14 protein-coding genes, 1 tRNA gene, 1 rRNA gene and 1 pseudogene are annotated in these 26305 nt (G+C 69.8%); 4 read left to right on the forward strand and 13 right to left on the reverse strand.

The window, feature by feature from the left end; all coding sequences use genetic code 11:
- Positions 1-21: 21 nt before the first annotated feature.
- Positions 22-861 (reverse strand): annotated as a pseudogene (locus ACZ4UU_RS39090) (AraC family transcriptional regulator); the annotation flags it as partial.
- A 143-nt stretch (positions 862-1004) separates the two neighbouring features.
- Here ACZ4UU_RS39090 and ACZ4UU_RS39095 point away from each other — a divergent pair.
- The 3 genes from ACZ4UU_RS39095 to ACZ4UU_RS39105 all read left to right on the forward strand — a co-directional run bounded on the left by ACZ4UU_RS39095 (position 1005) and on the right by ACZ4UU_RS39105 (position 7799).
- Positions 1005-6011 (forward strand): ATP-dependent helicase, encoded by a 5007-nt coding sequence (locus ACZ4UU_RS39095; RefSeq protein ID WP_471908173.1) that lies wholly within the window; start codon positions 1005-1007, stop codon positions 6009-6011.
- A gap of 112 nt (positions 6012-6123) precedes the next feature.
- The gene (locus tag ACZ4UU_RS39100) at positions 6124-7002 is read left to right on the forward strand and encodes a DNA-formamidopyrimidine glycosylase family protein (protein WP_471908174.1); all 879 of its coding nucleotides are present in this window, start codon (positions 6124-6126) and stop codon (positions 7000-7002) included.
- Between the two features lie 32 nt (positions 7003-7034).
- On the forward strand, positions 7035-7799 hold the full coding sequence (locus ACZ4UU_RS39105; protein ID WP_471908175.1) for an SDR family NAD(P)-dependent oxidoreductase: 765 nt from the start codon (positions 7035-7037) through the stop codon (positions 7797-7799).
- Here ACZ4UU_RS39105 and ACZ4UU_RS39110 read toward each other — a convergent pair.
- The 9 genes from ACZ4UU_RS39110 to ACZ4UU_RS39150 form a co-directional block, all read right to left on the reverse strand.
- The gene (locus ACZ4UU_RS39110) at positions 7747-8034 is read right to left on the reverse strand and encodes a hypothetical protein (protein WP_471908176.1); all 288 of its coding nucleotides are present in this window, start codon (positions 8032-8034) and stop codon (positions 7747-7749) included. The genes ACZ4UU_RS39105 and ACZ4UU_RS39110 overlap by 53 nt on opposite strands.
- Before the next feature lie 301 nt (positions 8035-8335).
- A complete protein-coding gene (locus ACZ4UU_RS39115; protein ID WP_030046881.1) occupies positions 8336-8716 on the reverse strand; it encodes a helix-turn-helix domain-containing protein in 381 nt (126 codons plus the stop codon).
- Between the two features lie 109 nt (positions 8717-8825).
- A complete protein-coding gene (locus tag ACZ4UU_RS39120; RefSeq protein WP_471908177.1) occupies positions 8826-9371 on the reverse strand; it encodes a CinA family protein in 546 nt (181 codons plus the stop codon).
- Positions 9368-10132 (reverse strand): CDP-diacylglycerol--glycerol-3-phosphate 3-phosphatidyltransferase, encoded by a 765-nt coding sequence (gene pgsA, locus ACZ4UU_RS39125; protein ID WP_471908178.1) that lies wholly within the window; start codon positions 10130-10132, stop codon positions 9368-9370. Before pgsA ends, ACZ4UU_RS39120 begins: the two co-directional genes overlap by 4 nt.
- A complete protein-coding gene (rimO, locus tag ACZ4UU_RS39130) occupies positions 10129-11601 on the reverse strand; it encodes a 30S ribosomal protein S12 methylthiotransferase RimO (RefSeq protein WP_471908179.1) in 1473 nt (490 codons plus the stop codon). The genes pgsA and rimO overlap by 4 nt, the downstream gene beginning before the upstream one ends.
- A gap of 94 nt (positions 11602-11695) precedes the next feature.
- Complete coding sequence (locus ACZ4UU_RS39135; RefSeq protein ID WP_471908180.1) at positions 11696-12526, reverse strand: helix-turn-helix domain-containing protein; 831 nt, start codon at positions 12524-12526, stop codon at positions 11696-11698.
- A 280-nt stretch (positions 12527-12806) separates the two neighbouring features.
- Positions 12807-15548 (reverse strand): DNA translocase FtsK, encoded by a 2742-nt coding sequence (locus tag ACZ4UU_RS39140; RefSeq protein ID WP_471908181.1) that lies wholly within the window; start codon positions 15546-15548, stop codon positions 12807-12809.
- Between the two features lie 160 nt (positions 15549-15708).
- Entirely contained in the window at positions 15709-16389 is a 681-nt protein-coding gene (locus ACZ4UU_RS39145) for a response regulator (RefSeq protein ID WP_471908182.1), read from the reverse strand.
- A 244-nt stretch (positions 16390-16633) separates the two neighbouring features.
- Entirely contained in the window at positions 16634-22108 is a 5475-nt protein-coding gene (locus ACZ4UU_RS39150; protein ID WP_471908183.1) for a HAMP domain-containing protein, read from the reverse strand.
- 378 nt (positions 22109-22486) lie between these two features.
- Between ACZ4UU_RS39150 and ACZ4UU_RS39155 the strand changes: the two genes are divergently transcribed.
- Positions 22487-25231 carry a SpoIIE family protein phosphatase gene (locus ACZ4UU_RS39155; RefSeq protein ID WP_471908184.1) on the forward strand — a complete coding sequence of 915 codons (2745 nt, stop codon included), beginning with the start codon at positions 22487-22489 and terminating at the stop codon, positions 25229-25231.
- A 58-nt stretch (positions 25232-25289) separates the two neighbouring features.
- Here ACZ4UU_RS39155 and ACZ4UU_RS39160 read toward each other — a convergent pair.
- The 3 genes from ACZ4UU_RS39160 to rrf all read right to left on the reverse strand — a co-directional run.
- Positions 25290-25365 (reverse strand) — tRNA-Thr (locus tag ACZ4UU_RS39160).
- A 76-nt stretch (positions 25366-25441) separates the two neighbouring features.
- Entirely contained in the window at positions 25442-26104 is a 663-nt protein-coding gene (locus ACZ4UU_RS39165) for a DegT/DnrJ/EryC1/StrS family aminotransferase (protein ID WP_471908187.1), read from the reverse strand.
- A gap of 114 nt (positions 26105-26218) precedes the next feature.
- Positions 26219-26305, reverse strand: a 5S ribosomal RNA gene (gene rrf, locus ACZ4UU_RS39170); the annotation flags it as partial.

The following is a 26305-nucleotide window of genomic DNA, read 5'->3' on the forward strand; positions in this document are numbered from 1 at the left end:
CCCGCGACGCTAGGCCGGTCACTCCCGCGCGTCTTGTACGTTCTTGCGCTCCCGCTGATACGCCCCCGGGGGCACGCCGACGATCCGGGTGAAATGCCGGTTCAGATGCGGCTGATCAGTGAACCCCACCGCGACGGCCGCGTCCGCCGGCGAGACACCCCCGTCCAACAGCCGCCGAGCCTCACGCACCCGCGCATCGGTCAGCCAGGCGTGCGGCGGCATCCCGTAGAGCTCCCGAAACGCCCGCAGCAAGGCAAACGGACTGCTGCCAAGATCAAGAGCCAGCGTCTCCAGACTCGGCGGCTCGGCCATCCGCCCTTCCAGCACCTCACGCGCGCGTACAGCGACCCGAGCACCCGCCGTCCGCACCTCCCGCTGCGGCAGAGCCGCACCGTTCAACCGCAGCAGCCGGGTCACGGCGACCCGAAGCAACGTGTCGGCAGCCAGCGCGTTCCCCTCGTCAGCGGCACGCAGCACCTGATGCACCAGCCTCACCGCGTACCGATCATCCAGCACCGGACTCACGAACCCCGGCGTCCCCCGGATCAAAGTGGTCTCGGCCGCGATCTCGGCCACCACCTCCGGCGACGGGTACACGGCCCCGTACCGCCACCCCTCGGGAACCCCCGCCCGCCCGGTATGCGCCGTATCCGGATTGACCAACGCAAGGGCACCCGCCCCCGCATACTGATCGGCCCCCCGATGGTGAAAGACCTCCACACCGTCCGCGATGGCGGCGATCACAAAGTGCTCATGGGTATGCCGCGCAAACGTCTTCCGCACATACCGCGCCCGCAGCAGATCAACCCCGGGCAATTCGGCGTACTGCCAATGCCGCGCCCGCTCGCTGGAACCTGCCACACACCCACGCTACGGGACCCCCACCCCCCGCAACGGGCCGCCCAGGCGACGAAGCGCACCTCCGGAGGCACTCCACCACCCACACCCCGAAGACATCTGCCCAGCTCAGCCCCATTGTCAGTGCCCGGGTGCAGGATGGACGCATGGTCAGCAACCCGCGCCGAGCCCTGGACGGCTTCTCCCCCGCGACCCGCGGCTGGTTCACGGGCGCCTTCTCCGCGCCCACCGCAGCCCAGGCAGGCGCGTGGCAGGCCATCCACGAGGGCTCGGACGTGCTGGTCGTAGCCCCCACCGGCTCGGGCAAGACCCTGGCCGCCTTCCTCGCCGCCCTCGATCAACTCGCGGCCACATCCCCACCGGCCGACCCCAAGAAGCGCTGCCGCGTCCTCTACGTCTCCCCTCTCAAGGCCCTGGCCGTCGACGTGGAGCGCAACCTCCGCAGCCCCCTGACCGGCATCCGCCAGGAATCCGTCCGCCTGGGCCTCCCAGAGCCAGAGGTAAAGGTCGGCATCCGCTCGGGCGACACCCCCGCCGCGGAGCGGCGAGCCCTTTCGACCCGCCCTCCGGACATCCTGATCACCACCCCCGAGTCCCTCTTCCTGATGCTGACGTCGGCCACCCGCGAGGCCCTGACCGGCATCGAGACGGTGATCCTGGACGAGGTCCACGCGGTCGCGGGTACCAAGCGCGGCGCCCACCTCGCGCTCACCCTGGAGCGCCTGGACGAACTGCTCCCGAAGCCCGCCCGCCGCATCGGCCTCTCCGCGACCGTCCGCCCGGTCGACGAGATCGCCCGTTACCTCTCCCCCCACCGCAAGGTGGAGATCGTCCAGCCGAAGTCGGGCAAGGAGTTCGACCTCTCGGTCGTGGTCCCCGTCGAAGACCTGGGCGAGCTGGGCGGCTCCCCGGTCGCCGACGGCAGCGAAGGCGCGGAACGGCCCTCGATCTGGCCCCACGTCGAGGAGCGCATCACCGACCTCGTCCAGTCCCACCGCTCCACCATCGTCTTCGCCAACTCCCGCCGCCTCGCGGAGCGGCTCTGCAACCGCCTCAACGAGATCGCCTACGAGCGCGCCACCGGCGAACCCCTGGACGAGCACCACGCCCCGGCCGAACTCATGGGCGGCTCGGGCGCGGCCCAGGGCGCACCCCCGGTGATCGCCCGCGCCCACCACGGCTCGGTCTCCAAGGAGCAGCGCGCACTGGTCGAGGAGGACCTCAAGGCGGGCCGCCTCCCGGCGGTCGTCGCCACCTCCAGCCTTGAGCTGGGCATCGACATGGGCGCCGTCGACCTCGTCGTCCAGGTCGAATCACCCCCGTCCGTCGCCTCCGGCCTCCAGCGCGTCGGCCGCGCGGGCCACCAGGTCGGCGCCGTGTCCACCGGCGTCGTCTTCCCGAAGTACCGCGGCGACCTCGTCCAGGCAGCAGTGGTCACCGAACGGATGCGCACCGGTTCCATCGAGTCCCTCAAGGTCCCGGCCAACCCCCTGGACGTCCTGGCCCAGCAGGTCGTCGCCATGACGTCGATGGACACCTGGCAGTTCGACGACCTGCTCGCCACCGTCCGCCGAGCCGCCCCCTTCGCGTCCCTCCCCGAGTCCGCGTTCACCGCGGTCCTCGACATGCTGGCCGGCCGCTACCCGTCCGACGCCTTCGCCGAGCTTCGCCCACGCGTGGTCTGGGACCGGGTCGCCGGCACGATCACCGGCCGCCCCGGCGCCCAGCGCCTGGCCGTCACCTCCGGCGGCACCATCCCCGACCGGGGCCTCTTCGGGGTCTTCCTCGCCGGATCCGACCCCAAGAAGGGCGGCGGCCGGGTCGGCGAACTCGACGAGGAGATGGTCTACGAGTCCCGCGTCGGGGACGTCTTCACGCTCGGCACCAGTTCCTGGCGCATCGAGGACATCACCCGCGACCGCGTCCTGGTCTCCCCCGCCCCGGGCGTCCCGGGCCGCCTCCCGTTCTGGAAGGGCGACCAGCTGGGCCGCCCGCTCGAACTGGGCCGCGCGGTGGGCGCGTTCCTGCGCGAGGTCGGCTCGCTGCCCAAGGACGACGCCCGTCTCCGCCTCCTCGCGGCCGGCCTGGACGCCTGGGCCGCCGACAACGTGCTGTCGTACCTCGACGAACAGCGCGAGGCCTGCGGGCATGTTCCCGACGACCGCACGATCGTCGTCGAGCGCTTCCGCGACGAACTCGGCGACTGGCGCGTCGTCGTGCACTCCCCCTTCGGCGCCCAGGTCCACGCCCCCTGGGCGCTCGCCCTCGGCGCGAAGCTCTCCGAGCGGTACGGCATGGACGCGCAGGTCATGCACGCCGACGACGGCATCGTCCTGCGCCTGCCCGACGCCGACCTCATGGGCCTGGACCTTCTCGACCAGGAACCGGCGAAGGCCGGCATGGAGTACGACGCCGACCAGGCTCCCGTCGGCGCGGCGGATGTCGTCTTCGACAAGGGCGACGTCGACCAGGTCGTCACCGACCAGGTCGGTGTCTCGGCCCTGTTCGCGTCCCGGTTCCGCGAGTGCGCCGCCCGCGCCCTGCTGCTGCCGCGCCGCAACCCCGGCAAGCGCACCCCGCTGTGGCAGCAGCGCCAGCGCGCCGCCCAACTGCTGCAGGTGGCGAGCGAGTTCGGCTCGTTCCCGATCGTCCTGGAGGCGGTCCGCGAGTGCCTCCAGGACGTCTTCGACGTCCCCGGCCTCGTCGAGCTGATGGGCGACCTCGAATCCCGCAAGGTACGCCTCGTCGAGGTCACCACCCCCGAGCCGTCCCCCTTCGCCCGCTCCCTCCTCTTCGGCTACGTCGCCCAGTTCCTGTACGAGGGAGACTCCCCGCTCGCCGAACGCCGTGCAGCCGCCCTTTCGCTGGACTCACGGCTGCTGGCCGAACTGCTGGGACAGGCGGAGCTGCGCGAGCTGCTCGACGCCGAGGTCCTGACCGAGCTGGAGCGAGAACTCCAGTGGCTCACCGAGGACCGCCGCGTCAAGGACCACGAGGGCGTCGCGGACATCCTGCGGCTCCTCGGCCCGCTCACCGACGCCGAACTGGCCGAACGCGGCGCCGAACCCCACTGGGCCCAGGAGCTGGCCGCCGCCCGCCGCGCCATCAAGGTCCGTATCGCCGGCACCGACCACTGGGCGGCGATCGAGGACGCGGGCCGACTCCGCGACGCCCTCGGCACGGCCCTGCCGGTAGGCGTCCCCGAGGCCTTCACCGAGCCGGTCAAGGATCCTCTCGGTGACCTCCTCGCCCGCTATGCCCGCACCCACGGCCCGTTCACCTCGGCCACCGCGGCGGGCCGCTTCGGCCTGGGCGTGGCGATCACGGACGGCGCCCTCCAGCGGCTGGCGGCGGGCGGCCGCGTCGTACAGGGCGAGTTCCACCCGGCCGGCATCGGCCAGGAGTGGTGTGACGCCGCGGTCCTGCGCCGCCTGCGCCGCCGCTCCCTCGCCGCCCTGCGTCATGAACTGGAGCCGGTGCCGCCCGCCGCACTCGCCCAGTTCCTGCCGCAGTGGCAGCACATCGGCAAGGGCCACGGCCTGCGCGGCATCGACGGACTGGTCCGCGCCATCGAGCAGTTGCAGGGCGCGTCCGTGCCCGCATCCGCCCTGGAGAAGCTCGTCCTGCCATCCCGTGTCGCGAACTACACGCCCGCGATGCTCGACGAGCTCACCTCCGCGGGCGAGGTCGTGTGGGCCGGAGCGGGCTCGCTCCCCGGCAAGGACGGCTGGGTCTCCCTCTACATGGCGGACGCGGCCCCCCTGCTTCTGCCGCAGCCTCACCCCCTGGAGCTGACTGCACTGCACCAGTCCGTCCTGGACACCCTGTCCGGCGGCTACGGTCTGTTCTTCCGTCAGATCGCCGACCAGGTCCGCGCCACCACCCACCCCGACGTCACCGACCCCCAACTCGCCGACGCCCTCTGGGAGCTGGCCTGGTCGGGCCGTCTGACGAACGACACGCTCGCCCCCATGCGCGCCCTGCTGGGCTCGGGCCGCACTGCCGGTTCCACCGCCCACCGTGCCAAGCGCACGGTTCCGCGCGGACGCTACGGCTCCCTCACGGCCGCCGCCCGCCCCGCCTCCCGGTCCGGCCCGCCGACCGTCGCCGGCCGTTGGGCCCTGCTCCCGACCCATGAGCCGGACCCCACCGTGCGGGCCCACGCCCTGGCCCGCACCCTCCTGGACCGACACGGCGTGGTGACCCGTGGCGCGGTCGCCGCGGAGGGCGTCGAGGGCGGCTTCTCGGCGACGTACCGCATCCTGTCCGCCTTCGAGGAGAGCGGCCAGGCGCGACGCGGTTACGTGGTAGAGGGACTCGGCGCCGCACAGTTCGCCATGGACGGCGCGGTGGACCGTCTGCGCGCGGTGGCCAACGCCCGCGAACGGGGCGACGGCCTGCCCGGCCCGACCGCCCGCGACACCACCGACGCCCCCGACCTCTTCGGCGCACCTGCCCCGTACAACACACCTGACGGTTTCGGCGGCTCCAGTGGCTTCGGCTCCTCCGACGGATCCCCCACCCAGGACGCCGACCAGCCCCCCAACCCCGCATACGACTACCCCGACGGCACCCCCACCTACGACATCCCCGACCTCGACCACGACTTCCTGGACGCCCACCTCGGTCCCGGCGACTACCGCTCGCCCCGCGACCGCGACCCGCGTGGCGGCCCACGCACCCCACAAGGCGGCGCGTGGCGCAACGGCGGCACTCCCTACGCCCCGGGCCCCGCCTCCCACCGCCCTCGCCCCGCCGCCGACACCCGAGCCGTCGTACTCGCCGCCGCCGACCCGGCGAACGCGTACGGCGCCGCCCTGACCTGGCCCGAACCCCCCACCGGCGCCGGACACAAGCCGGGCCGCAAGGCGGGCTCCCTCGTGGTCCTCGTCGACGGCGAGCTGACCCTCTACATGGAACGCGGCGGCAAGACCCTGCTGGCCTGGCTCTCCGCCCCGGACACCGAGCCCACCGACGACTCCCGCCTGCACACCGCAGCCGAGGCCCTCGCGGCGGCGGCCCGCGCGGGCTCTCTGGGCACGGTCACGGTGGAGCGCGTGAACGGCACGTCGGCGCTGACGTCCCCCATAGGCACCCTCCTGGAAGGAGCGGGTTTCATCGCGACCCCCCGAGGCCTGCGCCTACGCGCCTGACCTGCCCGCCAGCGCCCCGGCCCCGCCCAGCCCTGTCCGACACCGCCGAGCGCCGAGCTCCGAGCTCCGAGCGACCCCACACCCGCCTCCGCACCCGTGCCACCCTTGACCCATGCCCGAAGGAGACACGGTCTGGCAAACCGCGAAACGGCTGCACACCGCCCTCGCGGGCAAGGTGCTGACCCTCAGCGACTTCCGGGTGCCGAAGTACGCCACCGTCGACCTCACCGGCCGTACCGTCCTGGACGTCACCCCGCGAGGAAAGCACCTCCTCACCCGTGTCGAAGGCGGCCTGACGGTCCACACCCACCTGGGGATGGAAGGCTCCTGGAAGGTGTACGCCGAGCAGCAGCGCTGGACGGGCGGTCCTGCCCACCAGATCCGGGTGATCCTCGCCGCCGACGCCCGACCGGCCCGCACGGCCGTCGGCTACCGCCTCCCCGTCCTCGACCTCCTGCGCACCGCCGAGGAGGACCGCGCCGTCGGCCACCTGGGCCCCGATCTGCTGGGCCCGGACTGGTCCCCCGACCGCGCTCTCGGCAACCTCCTCGCGGATCCCGCACGCCCTCTCGGTGAGGCCCTGCTGGACCAGCGCAACCTCGCCGGCATCGGAAATGTCTACAAGAGCGAGCTCTGTTTCCTGCTCCGAGCCACCCCGTGGCTCCCCGTCGGCGCCCTCCCCGCCGAGCACACCGCCCAACTGCCCCTACTCGCCAAGAAGCTCCTGGAAGCCAACCGCGAGCGCCCGATCCGCAGTACGACGGGCCGCCGCGGCCAGGACCTCTTCGTGTACGGCCGGGCGAACCGCCCCTGCCTGCGCTGCACCACCCCGGTCCGGGTGGCGAACCAGGGCGACGGTTCCCGCGAGCGCCCCACCTACTGGTGCCCGAACTGCCAGGCGGGCCCGGCCCCGAGCCCCGCCGCCCCGCACCCGGCTCCCCGCACCGCCCGAGAACCCCGGCGCAGCACTCCACCCCGTACCACCAATTGACGACCCGTCAGATCCCCTCGTACCGTCCCTTCATGGCCGTCGACGCGTACGACCTCACCGGGCGCACCGCATTCGTCACCGGCGCCGCCAGCGGCATCGGCCGCGCCACGGCCGTGCTGCTCGCCGAAGCCGGCGCCGCCGTGCACTGCGCCGACCGTGACGCACAGGGCCTGCACGAGACGGCGACCCTGATCAAGGCGACCGGCGGCACCGCCCGCACCCACCCTCTCGACGTCACCGACCGCGAGCAGCTCCACCAGGCCGTCGCCTCCTGCGAGCGACTCGACGTGATGGCCGCGGTCGCCGGGATCATGCACAGCAGCACGGTCCTGGAGACCCGCGACGAAGACCTCGACCGAGTACTGAGCGTCAACTTCAAGGGGGTGCTGTACGCCTGTCAGGAGGCGGCCCGCGCGATGCTCGCCCAGCGCATCGGCGGCAGCATCGTCACCATGGCCTCGGGCGCCGTGGACACCGGCGGCCCCGGTCTGCTCTGCTACGGCGCGGCCAAGGCGGCCGTCATACAGCTGACCAAGACGCTGGCGACGGAGATGGGCCCGCACGGCATCCGCGTCAACGCGGTCGCCCCGGGCTGGATACGCACCCCCATGACCGACCGCCACGACTCCGCGGCACAGAAGCAGACCGAGGCGTTCATGGCCCGTATGTCACCACTGGGCCGGGTCGGCGAACCGGAGGACATTGCGCACGCGGTGCTTCACCTGGCGTCCGACGCCACGGCGTTCACCACGGGGCAGATCCTGCGTCCGAACGGCGGTGTGGCGATGCCGTGGTAGCCCGCCCCTCCCGCCCCGCCTGCCAGGCCTGAGCCCACCGCCGTGAGTCGACGGCTCCCAGGGCCCGTGCCTTGGGCACACAGTGCACCGGCAGGAGGCTCAGCCCCCACCCTCCCGCGGCGACAGCCGCCTCCAGCGCCCCCGCGCCGGGCGCCAGCGCGAGTCTCAGCACGGCCCACCACCACAGCGCCCCGAGCACCAAGGCCACCCCCCAGCGCGCTATCGGCCGTGCCATCCGCTCACCTCCAGCCCGAGGCTAGGCCGCCGGTTCACCCGCCGGGAGGGCGCACCCTCGGCACACGGATGCAGCGCGGGCCAACGTCGTCACAGCGCGTCAGGCGCCGTCACACCCCTCCACCATGACCGCCGGGACAGGCACCGGCAAACGGACCGGGCAGGCCACTGCCACGGACGCGAGAGGCCCTCAACAGCACGAAACCCCGACCGCACTCCCCCAGGTCTCCCTGGAGGAGGCCCGGCCGGGGCCTCACACAACTTCTCGGCACGTGGTCAGCCCACGCGCAGCCTTGTCACCGTCAGGCGGCGACGACGTCCACCGCCTCGGAAGGCGCCTTGATGGTCACCCGTTCCGGTGGCACACCGGTCACCGACACGGAACCCAGCATCGGACGGACCGACGCCGGTACAGGCTCGCTGGGTGTGGCCGCAGCAGACTGGGCCAGCTCGGCGAGGGCGAGCTCGTCGCTCACTTCCCGCATGAGCTCGGACATCCGTACGTCCAGCGCGTCGCAGATCGCGGCGAGCAGCTCGGAGGAAGCCTCCTTCTGCCCCCGCTCCACCTCGGAGAGATAGCCGAGTGAGACTCGGGCGGACGAGGAGACTTCGCGCAGAGTACGGCCCTGGCGCTGGCGCTGCCGACGCAGCACGTCACCCAGCAGGCGACGGAGCAGAATCATCGGTGGCTCCCTCCTCGGACCGCGTAGCCGCATCCTTCACGCCCCACCGTACCGCCTTGCGCCGCGGCCGTGCGGGGAGCGATGTCGTGTTCACTCAGGGCTGCAAACATCAAAACCCCCCGTTCCGTTCCGTATCCTGTGCCCGCTCATTCCCACTGTGTTCGCTCGCAAGCTCCGTCAGGAGCAGTGCGAGTACGCTCCGTACACTCTCCATACGAATTTCCGCACGGTCGCCGTTCAACCGCAGGGCCTCTACTTTTCCGCCACCGGCGGAACCGGAACCGTGGTCGACGGGTCCGGCCACGGCCACGAAGACGGTGCCGACGGGCTGTCCGTCCTGCTCCTCGGGACCCGCGACACCGGTCGTGGCGATGCCCCAGTCGGTGCCCAGCGCCTTCCGTACGCCGACCGCCATCTGAGCCGCTACCTGCGGATTCACCGCTCCGTGCTGCTCCAGCAGGGTGGCGTCCACGCCGAGCAGCTCATGCTTCAGCTCGGTGGCGTAGGCGGTCACCGAACCCCGGAAGGCCTGGGAGGCCCCAGGGGCTGCTGTGATTTCCGCCGCAACCAGTCCACCGGTCAGCGACTCGGCGACAGCGACCGTCTCGCCCTTCACTGCGAGTAGTCGCACCACGTCGGCGGCCGGGGAACTCACGCTTCCGTCTCCTCCAACGCGGCCTTGCGCTCGGCAATTCCCTGCCTGCGCAGCACAATGGCTTGTCTCACATAGTCGAGCCCGGTCACTACGGTCAGGACGACCGCAGCGGCCATCACCCACCACCGCAGGGTGGCCAGCCACCCCGTCAGCGCCAGGATGTACATCCCGACGGCCACGCCCTGCGTGAGGGTCTTGAGCTTGCCGCCGCGGCTCGCCGGGATCACGCCGTACCGGATGACGATGAAACGCAGCAGCGTGATGCCGAGTTCCCGGCCGAGGATGACGCCCGTGACCCACCACGGCAGATCACCGAGGGCCGACAGACAGATCAGCGCCGCACCCATGATCGCCTTGTCGGCGATGGGGTCGGCGATCTTCCCGAAGTCGGTGACGAGGTCGTACGTCCGTGCCAGGTGGCCGTCGAACAGGTCGGTGATCATGGCGATGGCGAAGGCCGCCCAGGCCAGGGAGCGCCAGGCCGGGTCGTATCCCCCGTCGGCCAGCATCAGCGCGACGAAAGCCGGCACCAGGACCAGCCGGAGCATGGTCAGGAGGTTGGCGATGTTCCAGACGCTGGCCTGGTTGACGGCCGCGGCCACGACCTTCCCGCCGCGCGCGGCCTTGGCACCGCCCGCGACACCCGGTTCGGCGCCGCCCGCCTTCGGCCCGGGGGCCTTGGACGAACCCACCGCGCTCGCCTTGCCCGCCGCACCCGCCGGGGAGGAGCCACCCGCGGCGGACGCCGGAACTCCGGTCATCTGCCCGCCTCCTCACTACACGCGAGCATGCCCTGAAGCGGCTCGGCCACCAGGTCGACACCCTCGGTACCGACCACCTTCGCCTCGACCATACGACCGATGCTCAGCCCCTCGCCGCTCGTGAGCAGCACCTGGCCGTCGGTCTCCGGCGCCTGGTGCGCTCCACGGCCGTACACACCCTCGGCCGGGTCCACGGACTCGACGAGCACGTGCACGGTCTCCCCGACACGCTCCTCGGCCCGCTGCGAGACGAGTTCCTCGGCCAGCCGGGAGACACGTGCCAGCCGTTCTGCGACGACGTCCTCGTCGAGCTTGTCGTCGTACGTCGCCGCCTCCGTGCCGTCCTCGTCGGAGTACCCGAAGACACCGATTGCATCCAGGCGCGCGCCGTTCAGGAACCGCTCCAGTTCGGCGAGGTCGGCCTCGGTCTCGCCGGGGAAGCCCACGATGAAGTTGGAGCGCACGCCGGCCTGGGGGGCCTTGCCGCGGATCGTGTCGAGCAGTTCCAGGAAGCGGTCCGTGTCACCGAAGCGGCGCATCGCGCGCAGCACGTCGGGAGCGGAGTGCTGGAAGGACAGGTCGAAGTACGGGGCGATCTTCGGCGTGGAGGTCAGCACGTCGATGAGGCCGGGCCGCATCTCGGCCGGCTGGAGGTAGCTGACGCGCACCCGCTCGAGACCGTCGACCTCGGCGAGCTCGGGCAGGAGGGACTCCAGCAGGCGGATGTCGCCCAGGTCCTTGCCGTACGAGGTGTTGTTCTCGGAGACCAGCATGATCTCCTTGACGCCCTGCTCGGCGAGCCACCTCGTCTCGTTCAGCACGTCGCTCGGGCGGCGCGAGATGAAGGAGCCGCGGAAGGACGGGATGGCGCAGAAGGAGCAGCGCCGGTCGCAGCCGGAGGCGAGCTTCACCGAGGCGACCGGGGCGCCGTCGAGGCGGCGGCGCAGAGGCGCACGGGGCCCTGAGGCCGGAGCGAGCCCTTCCGGAAGGTCCACGGGCGCGTGCCCGGGCAGCGCGACCTCGGCCGCGGACTCCTGTCGCTGGGCCGGGCTGATCGGCAGCAGCTTGCGCCGGTCGCGCGGCGTGTGGGAGGCGTGGACGCCGCCGTTCAGGATGGTCTGGAGGCGGTCCGAGATGTTGGCGTAGTCGTCGAAGCCGAGCACACCGTCGGCCTCGGGCAGGGCCTCGGCGAGTTCCTTGCCGTACCGCTCGGCCATGCAGCCCACCGCCACGACGGCCTGGGTTCTTCCATGGCCCTTGAGGTCGTTGGCCTCCAGGAGGGCGTCGACGGAGTCCTTCTTGGCGGCGTCGACGAAGCCACAGGTGTTGACGACGGCGACGTCCGCGTCCTCGGCGTCCTCCACGAGATCCCAGCCGTCCGCCTCCAAACGGCCTGCGAGCTCCTCCGAGTCCACCTCGTTGCGGGCGCAGCCAAGAGTGACGAGTGCGACGGTACGGCGTTCAGGCATGGGCTCAAGACTACTTTGTCTCACTGACAGCCCACGTCGACGGGGTTGGCCGATCTTGGCCAACCCCGTCCACAGCTCAACCCTTCGGCCTGACTTATCCGGCCTGCGGGTCGCCCTTCGTGTAGGTGAGGCGCTCCACGGCCCCTGGCTGCCAGTCGTCCTCGATCTTCTTGCCGTTGACGTACAGGTCGATCGCACCCGCGTCGCCGAGGACGAGGTTGATCTTGTCGCTGTCCTGGAAGGTCTTGGTGTCGCCCTGCTTGAGGAGGCCGTCGAAGAGCAGCTTGCCGTTGTGGTCCTTGGCCGAGATCCAGCTCCTGCCGTCGGCGGCGCTGACCTGGACGGTCACCTTGTCCTGCGGAACGGCGGCGATGGCGCTGTCCGAGGGCTTGGGGTCCTTGGGCTTGTCGGTCTTCGGGGTGGGCGTGATCTTGTCGGCGGTCGGCGTCGAGCCGCCCTCGGCGACCGCCGTCCTGCCGCCCTCGTCCTCACCCTTGAAAGCGGTGAACCCGACGAACCCGATCACGGCGACGATCGCGGCGACCATGGCGGCGGTCCAGTTTGGCCCGCGCCGCTCGGGGCGGATCCGCTCCGCCTCGAACAGGGGGGCCGCCGGGGTCGGCGCCGGGCGTCCGCCGTGCGAGTCGTCGTACTGGGCGAGGAGCGGGGCGGGGTCGAGGTGGACGGCTTTGGCCAGGGTCCGGATGTGGCCACGGGCGTACACGTCGCCGCCGCAGGGGGCGAAGTTGTCGTCCTCGATGGCATGCACGATGGCGATGCGGACCCGGGTGGCGTTGGTGACGTCGTCGACGGTCAGCCCTGCGTCGATGCGCGCCTGCCGGATGGCACGGCCGATCGAGGGGCGGAATTCGTCGGACACGTCTTCGAACGGACGCTCGTCTTCAGGGGAGTTGCCGATGGACACGGGGGCGCCTTTCGAGCGTTTAAGCCACCTGTGCTGGAGGTTCAGTCTAGGGGGGGTACGAAAGGGTGGGGCAACCGGGCGGTAGGACTTTGTACGCCATCGGAATGGCCGGACACGCCGATGACGGAGTACGAGATTCTCGCGCTTCCCTCAACTTGACGTACGCCGAAGGGGAACGGTTGCCCAATGATCCCTTACGGGTGAGTCACGATCGGACATCGACCCGTCACCCACCCGCCCGCAAGGCGATCACCGCGTCCCGTTTCCGCCCGGACTCCCTTTAAGCCTCCCCGCGGATCACGGCGAGCACGCCGTCCAGCTCATCAGGTTTCACAAGAACGTCACGAGCCTTGGAGCCCTCGCTCGGTCCGACGATGCCCCGCGACTCCATGAGGTCCATCAGCCGCCCAGCCTTGGCGAACCCGACCCGCAGCTTGCGCTGCAGCATGGACGTCGATCCGAACTGCGTGGAGACCACCAGTTCGGCCGCCTGGCACAGCAGATCGAGGTCGTCGCCGATCTCCTCGTCGATCTCCTTCTTCTGCTTGGTGCCCACGGTGACGTCGTCCCGGAAGACGGGCGCCATCTGGTCCTTGCAGTGCTGGACGACGGCCGCGACCTCGTCCTCGGTCACGAACGCGCCCTGCATGCGCGTGGGCTTGTTGGCACCCATCGGCAGGAACAGCCCGTCGCCCTTGCCGATCAGCTTCTCGGCGCCGGGCTGATCGAGGATGACCCGCGAGTCCGCGAGCGACGAGGTGGCGAACGCGAGCCTTGAGGGGACGTTCGCCTTGATCAGACCCGTGACGACGTCGACCGACGGCCGCTGTGTGGCGAGCACCAGGTGGATGCCGGCCGCGCGCGCGAGCTGCGTGATGCGCACGATCGCGTCCTCGACGTCACGCGGCGCGACCATCATCAGGTCGGCGAGCTCGTCGACGATCACCAGCAGGTACGGGTAGGGCTGGAGCTCGCGCTCACTGCCCTCCGGCGCCTTCACCTTGCCGCCCCGCACGGCTTCGTTGAAGTCGTCGATGTGCCGGTATCCGTACGCCGCCAGGTCGTCGTAGCGAAGATCCATCTCCCGTACGACCCACTGGAGCGCCTCGGCGGCCCGCTTCGGGTTGGTGATGATCGGGGTGATCAGGTGCGGGATGCCCTCGTACGCGGTGAGCTCGACACGCTTGGGGTCGACGAGGACCATCCGGACGTCCTCCGGGGTCGCCCGCATCATCACGGAAGTGATCAAGCAGTTAATGCACGACGACTTACCGGAACCGGTCGCACCGGCAACCAGCACGTGCGGCATCTTCGCGATGTTGGCCATCACATAGCCGCCCTCGACGTCCTTGCCGAGCGCGACCAGCATCGGGTGGTCGTCCTCGGCGGCGGCCGCGAGACGCAGCACGTCACCGAGGTTGACCATCTCCCGGTCGGTGTTGGGGATCTCGATGCCGACCGCGGACTTGCCGGGGATGGGGCTGATGATCCGCACGTCCGGGCTGGCGACCGCGTACGCGATGTTCTTCGTCAGCGCGGTGATCCGCTCGACCTTCACGGCGGGCCCGAGTTCGACCTCGTAGCGCGTGACCGTCGGCCCACGCGTGAAGCCGGTGACCCTGGCGTCGACCTTGAACTCGGTGAAGACGGTGGTGAGGGACTCCACGATGGCGTCGTTGGCGGCACTGCGCGACTTGCCGGGGCCGCCGCGCTCCAGGAGGTCGAGCGACGGGAGCGAGTAGGTGATGTCACCGGACAGCTGGAGCTGTTCGGCGCGTGTAGGCAGGTCGCGGACCTCGTCGGGAGCGGCCTTGGTGAGATCCGGGACCCCGGCCTTGGTCAGGTCCGGGACCTCGCTCTTGGGGAGCTTCTCCTGCTTGGGCCGCGCGGCCGGAACCGGCGTCGGCACCCGCGTGGTCTCCGCGCGGTCGCCCACGCTGACGCCCTGGGTGAGGTCGGCGACGATCGGCGAGGGCGGCATCCCGTGCAGGACGGCTCCGTCGAGTGCGGCAGCGGCGGCAGCGGCGACGTCCACAGCGTCCATGGGACGGTTCATCTCGGGCTGCGGCACCGCGGAGCGCCTCGGGCGCCCGCGACGCCGCGAGAGGGCCTCCTGCTCGGCGCTGTCGGGGTCGTACGCCTCGGGCGCCGGGCGGCGCTTACGGCCGCGCGCCGCGGGCAGCGCCTCGCGCCATTGGTCGTCGTAGCGCTGGTCGTCCTCGGTGACGTCGTCGTCCTCGTCCGGGTCGGGCAGGATGCCGAGCTTGATGCCCAGCAGCCGCAGCCGCTGCGGAATGGCGTTGACCGGCGTGGCCGTGACGACGAGCAGCCCGAAGATCGTGAGCAGCACGAGCAGCGGTACGGCGAGGACCTCGCCCATGGCGTACGTCAGCGGAGTGGCCGCGCCCCAGCCGATGAGGCCGCCCGCGTCCCTTATGGCCTGCATGCCGTCGCTGCGGGCGGGCGAGCCGACGGCGATGTGCACCTGGCCGAGCACACCGATGACGAGCGCGGACAGGCCGATGACGATGCGGCCGTTGGCCTCGGGCTTCTCGGGATGCCGCATGAAGCGTACGCCGATGACCGCGAGCAGTATCGGCACGAGCAGGTCGAGCCGGCCGAAGGCGCCGGTCACGATGATCTCGACGAGGTCGCCGACGGGGCCGCGCAGATTGGACCAGGTGCCGGCGGCGACGATCAGCGCGAGCCCGAGGAGCAACAGCGCGATGCCGTCCTTGCGATGGGCCGGGTCGAGGTTCTTCGCGCCCTGCCCTATGCCGCGGAACACCGCGCCGACCGCGTGCGCCAGCCCGAGCCAGACGGCGCGCACGAGCCGGTAGATGCCCCCGGTGGGGTTGGGTGCCGGCTTGGGCGCGGGCGCGGCTTTCTTCGCCGCGGCCTTCTTGGCCGGCGCCTTTTTCGCGGGGGCTTTCTTGGCAGCGGCCTTCTTCGCCGGGGCCTTCGCGGAAGCGGCCGCCTTCTTCGCGGGCGGCTTCTTGGCTGCGGAGGGACGTGAGGCCATGGGTGTGAGGTTACCGGTGGAGACGACAGCGGACACGTGTGCCCACTGCTTCACCCGTTCGTGTCGCCCTTGCGGAGGCAGCGAACTGACGCCGGTTCACGGACCGGTCGCACGCCGGACGGCCCCCAGATGGCGCGCGTCAACACGCGCCTCCTCGATGTCAGTTCTGCGAAGGGACCGAGGACGTGCTTCCGGTGCCCGGCTCCAGCGCGTCCAGCGCCCGCCGCAAACCCGTGAGTTTGCGTTCGAGATGGGCCGCCGTGGCCACTGCGGCCGCGTCCGCGGACTCCTCGTCGAGCTGCTTGGACAATGCCTCGGCCTGCTCCTCGACGGCGGCGAGCCGCGCCGACAGTTCGGCCAGCAGCCCCGCCGGCTCCTTCGCGTCGCCGCCCGCGGCCTTGCCGCCGCCCTCCAACTGGAGCCGCAGCAGCGCCGCCTGCTCACGCAGCTGGCAGTTCTTCATGTACAGCTCGACGAACACCGAGACCTTCGCCCGCAGCACCCACGGGTCGAACGGCTTGGAGATGTAATCCACCGCGCCCGCCGCGTAACCACGGAAGGTGTGATGCGGGCCGTGATTGATCGCGGTGAGGAAGATGATCGGGATGTCCCGGGTCCGTTCCCGCCGCTTGATGTGCGCCGCGGTTTCGAAACCGTCCATTCCCGGCATCTGAACGTCCAGCAGAATGACCGCGAAGTCGTCCGTCAGAAGTGCCTTGAGCGCTTCCTCCCCGGACGATGCCCGCACCAGGGTCTGATCGAGCGCAGAGAGGATCGCCTCCAGCGCCAGCAGATTCTCCGGCCGGTCATCGACCAGGAGGATCTTGGCCTTCTGCACCATGGCCCGCCCTCCTCGCCCCGGCAGTGCACCGGGCTCCGCCCCAGGGGACGACTCCCTTACGCCGCCCGCCCTCGTGCCGGTCATGGTAGCCGCACCCCGCCTGTCGCCACACCCTGTCACCGCGATGTCACTGTGCACGTAGCAGAAACGCGGCAGGAGACCAGAAGGTTCCCCGAATCCCGCACTTCTACACGGCTTCGAGCACACTGAGTCAGCAACTCCGCGTGAACACTGTCAGCTCCGGTCACTGTTCCCTCATCCACTGATCCATCACCGCCAGCAGGTGATCAGGATCGACCGGCTTCGTCACATAATCAGATGCACCCGACTCGATCGCCTTCTCCCGGTCGCCCTTCATCGCCTTGGCGGTCAGCGCGATGATCGGGAGTCCGGCGAACTGCGGCATCCTACGAATCGCCGTAGTCGTGGCATATCCATCCATCTCGGGCATCATGATGTCCATCAGGACAACCGCGACATCGTCGTGCTGCTCCAGGACCTCGATGCCCTCCCGGCCGTTCTCCGCGTACAGCACGGACAGGCCGTGCTGCTCCAGGACGCTGGTCAGCGCGAAGACGTTACGGATGTCGTCGTCGACGATCAGTACCTTCTCGCCGCCGAACCGGATGCCCCGGCGGGACTGCGGCGCCGCGTCCGGCTCCGCCGCCGACCACTGCTCCGGCTGGGCCGGCCGCTGCTCCAGCTCGCTCGCGGCCCTGCGACGGCGCCTGAAGAGTGCCGCGGCGCCGTTCTGCGTCTCCCGGTACGACCGCACCTCGGCCGGCGTCTCGACCTCCACGTCGGAGAGCTCGGCCAGCTCGGCCGCCGAGGCGACCAGGGCGCCGGCGTCGAGGGGCGGCAGCTGCTGCTGGTAGCCGTGCGGAGGCAGTTCGCTCGGGTGCAGCGGCAAATACAGCGTGAACGTCGAGCCGCGCCCCGGTTCGCTCTGCGCGTGGATCTCCCCGCCGAGCAACTGGGCGATCTCCCGCGAGATCGACAGCCCCAGTCCCGTACCGCCGTACTTGCGGCTCGTCGTGCCGTCCGCCTGCTTGAACGCCTCGAAGATCACCCGCATCTTGCTGGCCGCGATCCCGATACCGGTGTCGGTGACGGAGAACGCGATCAGCGGCGCGTCCGCCTCGGTCAGCGAACCGGCCTCCAGCAGCTGCTCCCGGATCTTCTGCGGCACGTCCATCCCGGCGGGCCGGATGACCAGCTCCACCGACCCGGAGTCGGTGAACTTCACCGCGTTCGACAACAGGTTGCGCAGCACCTGAAGCAGCCGCTGTTCGTCGGTGTGCAGCGTGGCCGGCAGCTCCGGGGAGACCCGCACGGACAGGTCCAGGCCCTTCTCCGCGGTCAGCGGGCGGAAGGTGGCCTCCACGTAGTCCACGAGCTGGACGAGCGCGATACGCGTCGGCGAGACGTCCATCTTGCCCGCCTCGACCTTCGACAGGTCGAGGATGTCGTTGATCAACTGGAGCAGGTCCGACCCGGCGCCGTGGATGGTCTCGGCGAACTCGACCTGCTTCGGCGAGAGATTGCCCTCGGCGTTGTCGGCGAGCAGCTTCGCCAGGATCAGCAGCGAGTTGAGCGGCGTACGCAGCTCGTGCGACATGTTCGCGAGGAACTCGCTCTTGTAGCGCATGGAGACCGCGAGTTGCTCGGCGCGCTCCTCCAGGACCTGCCGCGCCTCCTCGATCTCGGTGTTCTTCACCTCGATGTCGCGGTTCTGCTGGGCCAGCAGCTCGGCCTTCTCCTCCAGTTCGGCGTTGGACGCCTGAAGCGCCTTCTGCCGGTTCTCCAACTCGGCCGAACGCTCCCGGAGTTGCTCGGTCAGCTCCTGCGACTGCTTCAGCAGCACCTCGGTCTTGGTGTTCACCGAGATGGTGTTGACGCTGGTCGCGATCATCTCGGCGATCTGGTTGAGGAAGTCCTTCTGGATCTGCGTGAACGGCGTGAAGGAGGCCAGCTCGATCACGCCGAGCACCTTGCCCTCGAACAGCACCGGAAGGACGATCACCTGCGCGGGCGGGGCCTCGCCGAGTCCGGAGGAGATCTTCAGGTAGCCGCTGGGCGCGTTCTCCACCAGGATCGTGCGCTTCTCCTCCGCGGCCGTGCCGATCAGCGCCTCACCCGGCCGGAAGGACGTCGGCATGGAACCCATCGAGTAGCCGTACGACCCGAGCATCCGCAGCTCGTACTGGTCTTCGCTCTCGGCCGCGAGGTCCTTGCCGTCGAGGAGCGGCATCGCGACGAAGAACGCCCCGTGCTGCGCCGTCACCACCGGCGTCAGCTCGCTCATGATCAGCGAGGCCACGTCCTCCAGGTCGCGCCGCCCCTGCATCAGGGCCGAGATTCGGGCGAGGTTGCCCTTGAGCCAGTCCTGCTCCTTGTTGGCGATCGTGGTGTCGCGCAGGTTCGCGATCATCTTGTTGATGTAGTCCTGGAGCTCCTGGATCTCGCCGGACGCGTCGACGTCGATCTTCAGGTTCAGGTCGCCTCGGGTCACCGCGGTCGCCACGCGCGCGATGGCTCGCACCTGCCGAGTAAGGTTTCCTGCCATTTCGTTCACGGACTCGGTGAGGTCGCGCCAGGTGCCGTCGACGTCACGCACGCGTGCCTGGCCGCCGAGCTGTCCTTCCGTGCCCACCTCGCGGGCGACCCGGGTGACCTCCTCGGCGAAGGACGACAGCTGGTCGACCATCGTGTTGATCGTCGTCTTGAGCTCGAGGATCTCGCCGCGAGCGTCGATGTCGATCTTCTTGGACAGGTCACCCTTGGCGATGGCGGTCGTGACCAGGGCGATGTTGCGCACCTGACCGGTCAGGTTGGACGCCATCTGGTTCACGGACTCGGTGAGGTCCTTCCAGGTCCCGGCCACACCCGGCACATGCGCCTGACCACCGAGGATGCCGTCAGTACCCACCTCGCGGGCCACCTTGGTGACCTGGTCGGCGAACGAACTCAGCGTCTTCACCATCGTGTTGAACGTGTCGGCGAGCTGCGCGACCTCACCGCGCGCCTCGATCGTCACCGTCCGCGTCAGGTCACCGTTGGCGACGGCCGCCGCTACCTGGGAGATGTTCCGCACCTGCATGGTCAGGTTCTTGGCCATCAGGTTGACGTTGCCGCTCAGGTCCTTCCAGATGCCCGTGACACCGGGCACATGCGCCTGGCCGCCCAGGATGCCCTCGGTGCCCACCTCACGGGCCACCCGGGTCACCTGCTCGGCGAAGCTGGACAGTTGGTCCACCATCGTGTTGACGGTCGTGACGAGCTCGAGGATCTCGCCCTTGGCGTCGACGGTGATCTTCTTCGACAGGTCGCCCTTGGCGACCGCGGTCGTGACCTCGGCGATCTGACGCACCTGGATGGTCAGGTTGTTCGCCATGAAGTTCACGGACTGAGTGAGGTCCTTCCAGGTGCCGGAGACGCCCTGCACCTCGGCCTGACCACCGAGCTGGCCCTCCGTACCCACCTCGCGGGCGACCCTGGTGACCTCCTCCGCGAACGACGACAGCTGGTCCACCATCGTGTTCAGCGTGTTCTTGAGCTCCAGGATCTCACCGCGCGCATCCACGGTGATCTTCTGCGACAGGTCACCCCGTGCCACCGCGGTGGCGACCTGCGCGATGTTGCGCACCTGGGCCGTAAGGTTTCCTGCCATTCCGTTCACGGAATCGGTCAGGTCCCGCCACACACCGGCGACTCCGGGCACCTGCGCCTGACCGCCCAGACGGCCCTCGGTACCCACCTCGCGCGCCACGCGGGTCACCTGGTCGGCAAAGCCGGAGAGCTGGTCGACCATCGTGTTGATGGTGTTCTTCAGCTCCAGGATCTCGCCCCGCGCGTCGACGTCGATCTTCTGCGACAGGTCACCCCGCGCCACGGCGGTGGTCACCTGGGCGATGTTGCGCACCTGGGCGGTGAGGTTTCCTGCCATTCCGTTGACGGAGTCGGTGAGCTCCTTCCACGTGCCGGCCACACCCGGCACGACCGCCTGACCGCCCAGCCGGCCCTCCGTTCCCACGTCCCGGGCCATACGCGTGACCTGGTCGGCGAAGGACGACAGCTGGTCCACCATCGTGTTCACGGTGTTCTTCAGCTGGAGCATCTCGCCGGAGACGTCCACGGTGACCTTCTGCGACAGGTCACCGTTGGCCACGGCCGTGGTCACCTGGGCGATGTTCCTCACCTGTCCGGTGAGGTTCCGGAACGCCGTGTTGACGGAGTCCGTCAGGTCCTTCCAGGTCCCCGCCGCACCCGGAACCTGGGCCTGTCCGCCGAGCTCACCCTCGACACCCACCTCACGCGCCACACGCGTGACCTCGGAACCGAAGGAAGACAGCTGGTCCACCATCGTGTTCACGGTGTTCTTGAGTTCCAGCATCTCGCCGGACACATCCACCGTGACCTTCTGCGACAGATCACCGTTGGCCACAGCCGTCGTGACCGCCGCGATGTCCCTCACCTGTCCGGTGAGATTCCGGAACGCCGTGTTGACGGAGTCCGTCAGGTCCTTCCACGTCCCCGCCGCACCCGGCACATTCGCCTGGCCACCGAGTCGGCCCTCGGCACCGACCTCGTTGGCCACGCGTGTGACCTCGTCCGCGAAGATCCGCAGCGTCTCGGTCATCTGGTTGATCGTGTCCGCGAGCTGGGCGACCTCGCCGCGCGCCGACACCGTGACCTTCTGCGACAGATCACCGTTGGCGACCGCCGTCGTCACCTGGGCGATTCCTCGCACCTGCGCGGTCAGGTTGCCGGCCATGAGGTTCACCGAATCGGTGAGGTCCTTCCACGTGCCGGCCACACCCGGCACCTGCGCCTGACCACCCAGCTCGCCCTCGGTACCGACCTCGCGCGCGACTCGCGTCACCTCGGACGAGAAGGACGACAGCTGGTCCACCATCGTGTTGACGGTGTTCTTCAGCTCCAGCATCTCGCCGGCCACGTGCACCGTGACCTTCCGCGACAGATCACCCTTGGCGACCGCCGTGGTCACCAGCGCGATGTCCCGCACCTGGGCCGTCAACCGGTACGCCATCGTGTTGACCGAGTCCGTGAGGTCCTTCCACGAACCGGACATCCCACGCACACGTGCCTGCCCGCCGAGCTTGCCCTCGGTGCCCACCTCGCTGGCCACCCGCGTGACCTCGTCGGTGAACGTCGAGAGCTGATCGACAAGGTTGTTTACAGTCCGTCCGACCTTGAGGAACTCACCCCGCAGCGGATGCCCGGTCCCGTCCGGCGCCTGCGTCCGCAGCTCCATGCGCGGCGACAGATCACCCTCGGCCACCGCGGACAGCACCCGGCCGACCTCGGAGACGGGCCGTACGAGATCGTCGACCAGGGCGTTGGAGTTGTCGATGGCGGCAGCCCAGGAGCCCTCACAGGCCCCCGTCTCCAGCCGTTCCGTGAGCTTGCCCTCACGTCCCACCACGCGCCGTACCCGCGACAGCTCACCCGTGAGGTGGAGATTACGGTCGGCCACCTCGTTGAAAACGGCGGCGATCTCCGACATCACGCCGTCCCCGGACACCGTGAGCCGCTTCCGGAAGTTCCCGTCCCGCATCGACACCAGGGCCGCCAGCAGCCGGTTCAGGGAAGCCGTGTCCACCGCGGTGGTACCGCCTCGTGTCTTGCGTTCGTTCCTCAGGGACTGTCCGCCTTTCGCGCGCGTCTTAGTGCCCCGCGTCGCTGCGCCAGACTCCACTGTGTCCCTCCCGCAGGGGTCGACCGTTACTGCTGTGCTCGGGTGCTGCCGCTCGGCGTACCCGTTACTGCTGGGTATTCCTGCCGGATATACCAGGCCGCTCCACGTGCTGCTGCCCGCGGTACGCGAATGTCACCCAGCCTGCCCGGACCTTCACAAGAAGCTTGCCCAGTGTTTCACCCTGGCTGAACCCGGCCATAACAGTTCGGCAGCTTCGCACATCGTCCGCACACCCTCCGGACGGAAACACTGCAGACCGGCATCCGCATGGACGGCGAAGGTAAGTAACCTTGCATGCGGCTGTCCAGCCGCGCCGGTCCCGTCCGGCCTGGGCGGTGACAGGAGGAGTACGAGCGGGCATCGGAGGGACAGCCGGACATGACCACCGGACTGATCCCGGGGGGACAACCCCCGGACCGGCCGACAGGCACGCAGATGCCGCATCAGCGGCGCGAGCCGGTCGGCCTCGGAGCCCTGCACGTCGACAACCGGCCGAGGAGTTCTGTGATCACCGCGCGCGCGGCAGCCAGCTTCGATCCCGTCGGGCGATCGGTCGCGAGCGCCCGCTCCTTCGTTCGCGACACCCTCCAGGGGTGGGGTTTCGCCGACATCGTCGACGACGCCGTCGTCCTCACCAGCGAACTGGTGACCAACGCCGTCGTCCACGCCGGCACTTCCGCGGACGTTCTGTGTCTGCGCAGTGACGACGGGGTACGGATCGAGGTGGCCGACCGGTATCCGGAGCGCGAGATCCCCCTGCAGGGCCATCCCGTCAACATGGGCAGCCCCGACCGCGAGGGCGGCCGCGGGCTCCAGCTGTGCGCGGCCCTCGCCGGACGCTGGGGCGTCGAGTACACGCCCACCCACAAACAGGTCTGGTTCCAACTCGACCTCCCCGACCGCCCCGTGGGCACGCGCGCCGCAGGCCCGTCCCTGCCCTCCGACCTCCTCCCGCTCGCCGACGGCCGCGTCCGCGTGGCAGTGGTCCAGATCGACCGTACGGGCGCCATCTCGGCCTGGAACGAGGACGCCGAGGATCTCTTCGGCTATGCCGCCGAGCAGGTCACCGGGAAGCCCCTGACCGACCTCGCGGCCTGGCCGCACACACCGGGCACCAGTACCGGTATCGCCGAGGCACTCCAACTCTCCCGCTGGGAAGGCAGCTACGGCATAAGGGGCGCCAACGGCCGCGTCACACCGGTCTACGCCTCCCACCTCCGGGTCCGAGACACGGGGGGCGAGCCTTCCACGGTCTGCCTCCTGGTCCGCGACCACGAACGCGCGGTCCTGCAGACCCCGTTGCGCATCCCCGCCTCCGACACCTCGTCCGACGCTCAGAGCACCGACCCGTTCGAGGTCTTCATCGGCTCTCCGGCCCCGGACGACCTCGACGGCCTCCTTCAGCGCACGGTCGAACGCGCCCGCGACATGCTCGACGGCGACTCCGCGTTCCTGCTCCTCGCGACCGACGACGAGACAGAGCTGGAGGTCCGCGCCTCCACGGGCCTGCCCTCAGCCCGTCAGCGCTTCGCGCGCGTGCCTGTGGAAGCGGGCCCCGGCCGCTACGGCTCGGCCCGCATGCCGGCCGTCCACGAGGACCTCACGATGGTCCCCGGCGCCGTTCCCCTGCTGAGGGGCACCGGCATGCGTTCGGTCGTCACGGTCCCCCTCAAGGTCGAGGGCCGCCTCACCGGCTCCCTCGGCGTCGCCGCCGAGGCCCCCGCCAGATACTCCAACGAGGAGGCACTGCGCCTCCAGTTCGCCGCCGACCGCATCGCGCTCGCGGTGGAGTCCGCCCGTCTCGGCGAACTGGAACGCCTCCGCCGCGGCTCCCTCAGTTTCCTCGTCGAAGCCTCCGATCTCCTCGCCGGCACCCTGGACCGCGACCAGACCCTGGCCCTGATGGCTCAGATGACGGTCCCGACCCTGGCAACCTGGTGCGCGGTCTACACGATCGCCGACCAGGCCTCGGAGCCGTACCTGTCATACGTCCTGCACGAAGACGAGGAACTCATCGACGGCATTAAGTCCCTGCTGTCGAAGATCGCCCCACCGGACCCGGTCCCCACACCTGGCGCCCGCGTGTGGTCGGCTCCCGCCGAGTCGGCCCACCAGGCGGCCCTGCGCACCTCCATGCGCAGCCTGGGCCTCGGCGAACCCATCGGCCGCATCAGCGCGGGAATCGGCCCCACACTGGCCACGGCGTCCGCGGTGGGCGGCGAGACGGTCGTCCTGCCGCTGGTGGCCCGCAACCGCGTCATCGGCATGCTGACCCTCGGCAAACCGACGGACGAACACTTCCGTCAGGAAATCCTGGAGTTGGCGGAGGACCTCTCCCGAAGGGCCGCCCTGGCGCTCGACAACGCCCGCCTCTACTCCGAGCGCACGGCCATCAGCCAGTCCCTCCAACGCAGCCTCCTACCGCCCGAGCTCCCCGAGATCAACGGCGTCGAGGTCGAGGTCATCTACCGCGCGGCCGGCGAGGGCAACGAGGTCGGCGGCGACTTCTACGACCTCTTCCCCATCAGCGACGGCGCCTACGGCTTCGCCATCGGCGACGTCTGCGGTACGGGCCCCAACGCGGCGGCGGTCACCGGCCTGGCCCGGCACGCACTCCGGCTCCTCGCCCGCGAGGGCCTCAGCGGCCCGGCGGTCCTGGAGCGCCTGAACTCCGCGATCCTCGACGAGGGCGCCCGCAGCCGCTTCCTGACCCTCCTCTACGGCGAGTTGAGGCCGCAGGAGGACGGCAGCGCCGAACTGAAGGTGGTCTGCGCCGGCCACCCGCTCCCCCTGCGCCTGCGTCAGGACGGCACGGTCGAGCCGGCCGCCGAACCCCAGCCGCTCCTCGGCGTCATGGAAGACCTGGAGCTCTACGAGCAGACGGTCACCCTGGACCCCGGCGACGTCCTGCTGTGCGTCACGGACGGCGTCACCGAACGCCGCGAAGGCAGCCGCATGCTGGGCGACGACGGCCTCACCGACGTCCTCACCACCTGCACGGGCCTCACTGCCGGTGCGGTGGCGGCCCGCATCATGCGCGCGGTCGAACGCTTCGCCTCGGACGCCCCGTCCGACGACATGGCCATCCTGGCGATGCGCGTCCCGGGCATCCACAAGGACTGAGGAAGACGGGAAGAAGAGCATGAGAAAGGCCCCGCCCGAATGGGCGGGGCCTTCTGCATGGAGCCCCCAAACGGAATCGAACCGTTGACCTTCTCCTTACCATGGAGACGCTCTACCGACTGAGCTATAGGGGCCTGCTGCCTTTTGCGAAGTTCCCCTCGCGGCAACGGAATAGATCATACCCCGAACACACCCGTGCTCCCAAACCCATCAGAAGGCCGGCTGGAGCAGCCCTCCGAGCGCGTTGCAGGCGGCCACGATCCGCTGCATGTCCCGCTTGGTCAGAGCGCCATCGACGGGCAAAGCCAACGTTTCGTCAGCGGCACGCTCGGTCTCCGGCAGCGAAACGCATCGCCGATATTCAGGCAGCCGATGCACAGGCGTCTTCACCGGCACTCGACACTCAACACCCTTGGCCCGCACGGCCCGAGCGAACGCATCGCGATCCGGCCGCCCATTGCCCAGCACCCGCACGACATATTGCTGATAAGTGTGCCCGTCACCACCATCGGGCGTCTGCACACCCTTCAACTTCGCATCCAGATACGAAGCCCGCTGCCTGCGCTGAGCGACCTCGTCGTACGGAACTTCGGACTCGCCCTGTTCCAGCACCAACAGCCCGTGCCGCTGGCCGATCTCTTGCAACGGCGCGATATCGGCCGACCGACCAAAGCGATGTACGGCGACGACGGCCGCCGTCCGCGGAGTCACGGCCGCCTCCACAGCGGCGGCCTCCAGGCAGTACGACAGCGGATCTATGTCTGCGAACACCGGCAGCGCCCCGGCCAGGACCACAGCCTCGGCGACTTCGACGTTCCCGAAGGCCGGTACGACAACCTCATCACCGACTCCGACGCCGGCGGCCCTAAGCATTGCAGCAGTACCCATACGGGGGATGTTGGTTGCGCAACGTGAACTTCAGGTGACGCACAACAAAAAAGGGTTGGGCCCGGAACCGAAGTTCCAGACCCAACCCTATTAAAAGGAGTTCGGCGGCGTCCTACTCTCCCACAGGGTCCCCCCTGCAGTACCATCGGCGCTGTAAGGCTTAGCTTCCGGGTTCGGAATGTAACC

The organism is Streptomyces sp. NPDC028907, assembly GCF_055564995.1.

Bases quoted from the DNA above. Each gene is read 5' to 3' on its own strand.
- ACZ4UU_RS39095 (WP_471908173.1), top strand. From the start codon at position 1,005: ATGGTCAGCAACCCGCGCCGAGCCCTGGACGGCTTCTCCCCCGCGACC.
- ACZ4UU_RS39100 (WP_471908174.1), top strand. From the start codon at position 6,124: ATGCCCGAAGGAGACACGGTCTGGCAAACCGCGAAACGGCTGCACACC.
- ACZ4UU_RS39105 (WP_471908175.1), top strand. From the start codon at position 7,035: ATGGCCGTCGACGCGTACGACCTCACCGGGCGCACCGCATTCGTCACC.
- ACZ4UU_RS39110 (WP_471908176.1), bottom strand. From the start codon at position 8,034: ATGGCACGGCCGATAGCGCGCTGGGGGGTGGCCTTGGTGCTCGGGGCG.
- ACZ4UU_RS39115 (WP_030046881.1), bottom strand. From the start codon at position 8,716: ATGATTCTGCTCCGTCGCCTGCTGGGTGACGTGCTGCGTCGGCAGCGC.
- pgsA (WP_471908178.1), bottom strand. From the start codon at position 10,132: ATGACCGGAGTTCCGGCGTCCGCCGCGGGTGGCTCCTCCCCGGCGGGT.
- rimO (WP_471908179.1), bottom strand. From the start codon at position 11,601: ATGCCTGAACGCCGTACCGTCGCACTCGTCACTCTTGGCTGCGCCCGC.
- ACZ4UU_RS39140 (WP_471908181.1), bottom strand. From the start codon at position 15,548: ATGGCCTCACGTCCCTCCGCAGCCAAGAAGCCGCCCGCGAAGAAGGCG.
- ACZ4UU_RS39145 (WP_471908182.1), bottom strand. From the start codon at position 16,389: ATGGTGCAGAAGGCCAAGATCCTCCTGGTCGATGACCGGCCGGAGAAT.
- ACZ4UU_RS39155 (WP_471908184.1), top strand. From the start codon at position 22,487: ATGACCACCGGACTGATCCCGGGGGGACAACCCCCGGACCGGCCGACA.
- ACZ4UU_RS39165 (WP_471908187.1), bottom strand. From the start codon at position 26,104: ATGCTTAGGGCCGCCGGCGTCGGAGTCGGTGATGAGGTTGTCGTACCG.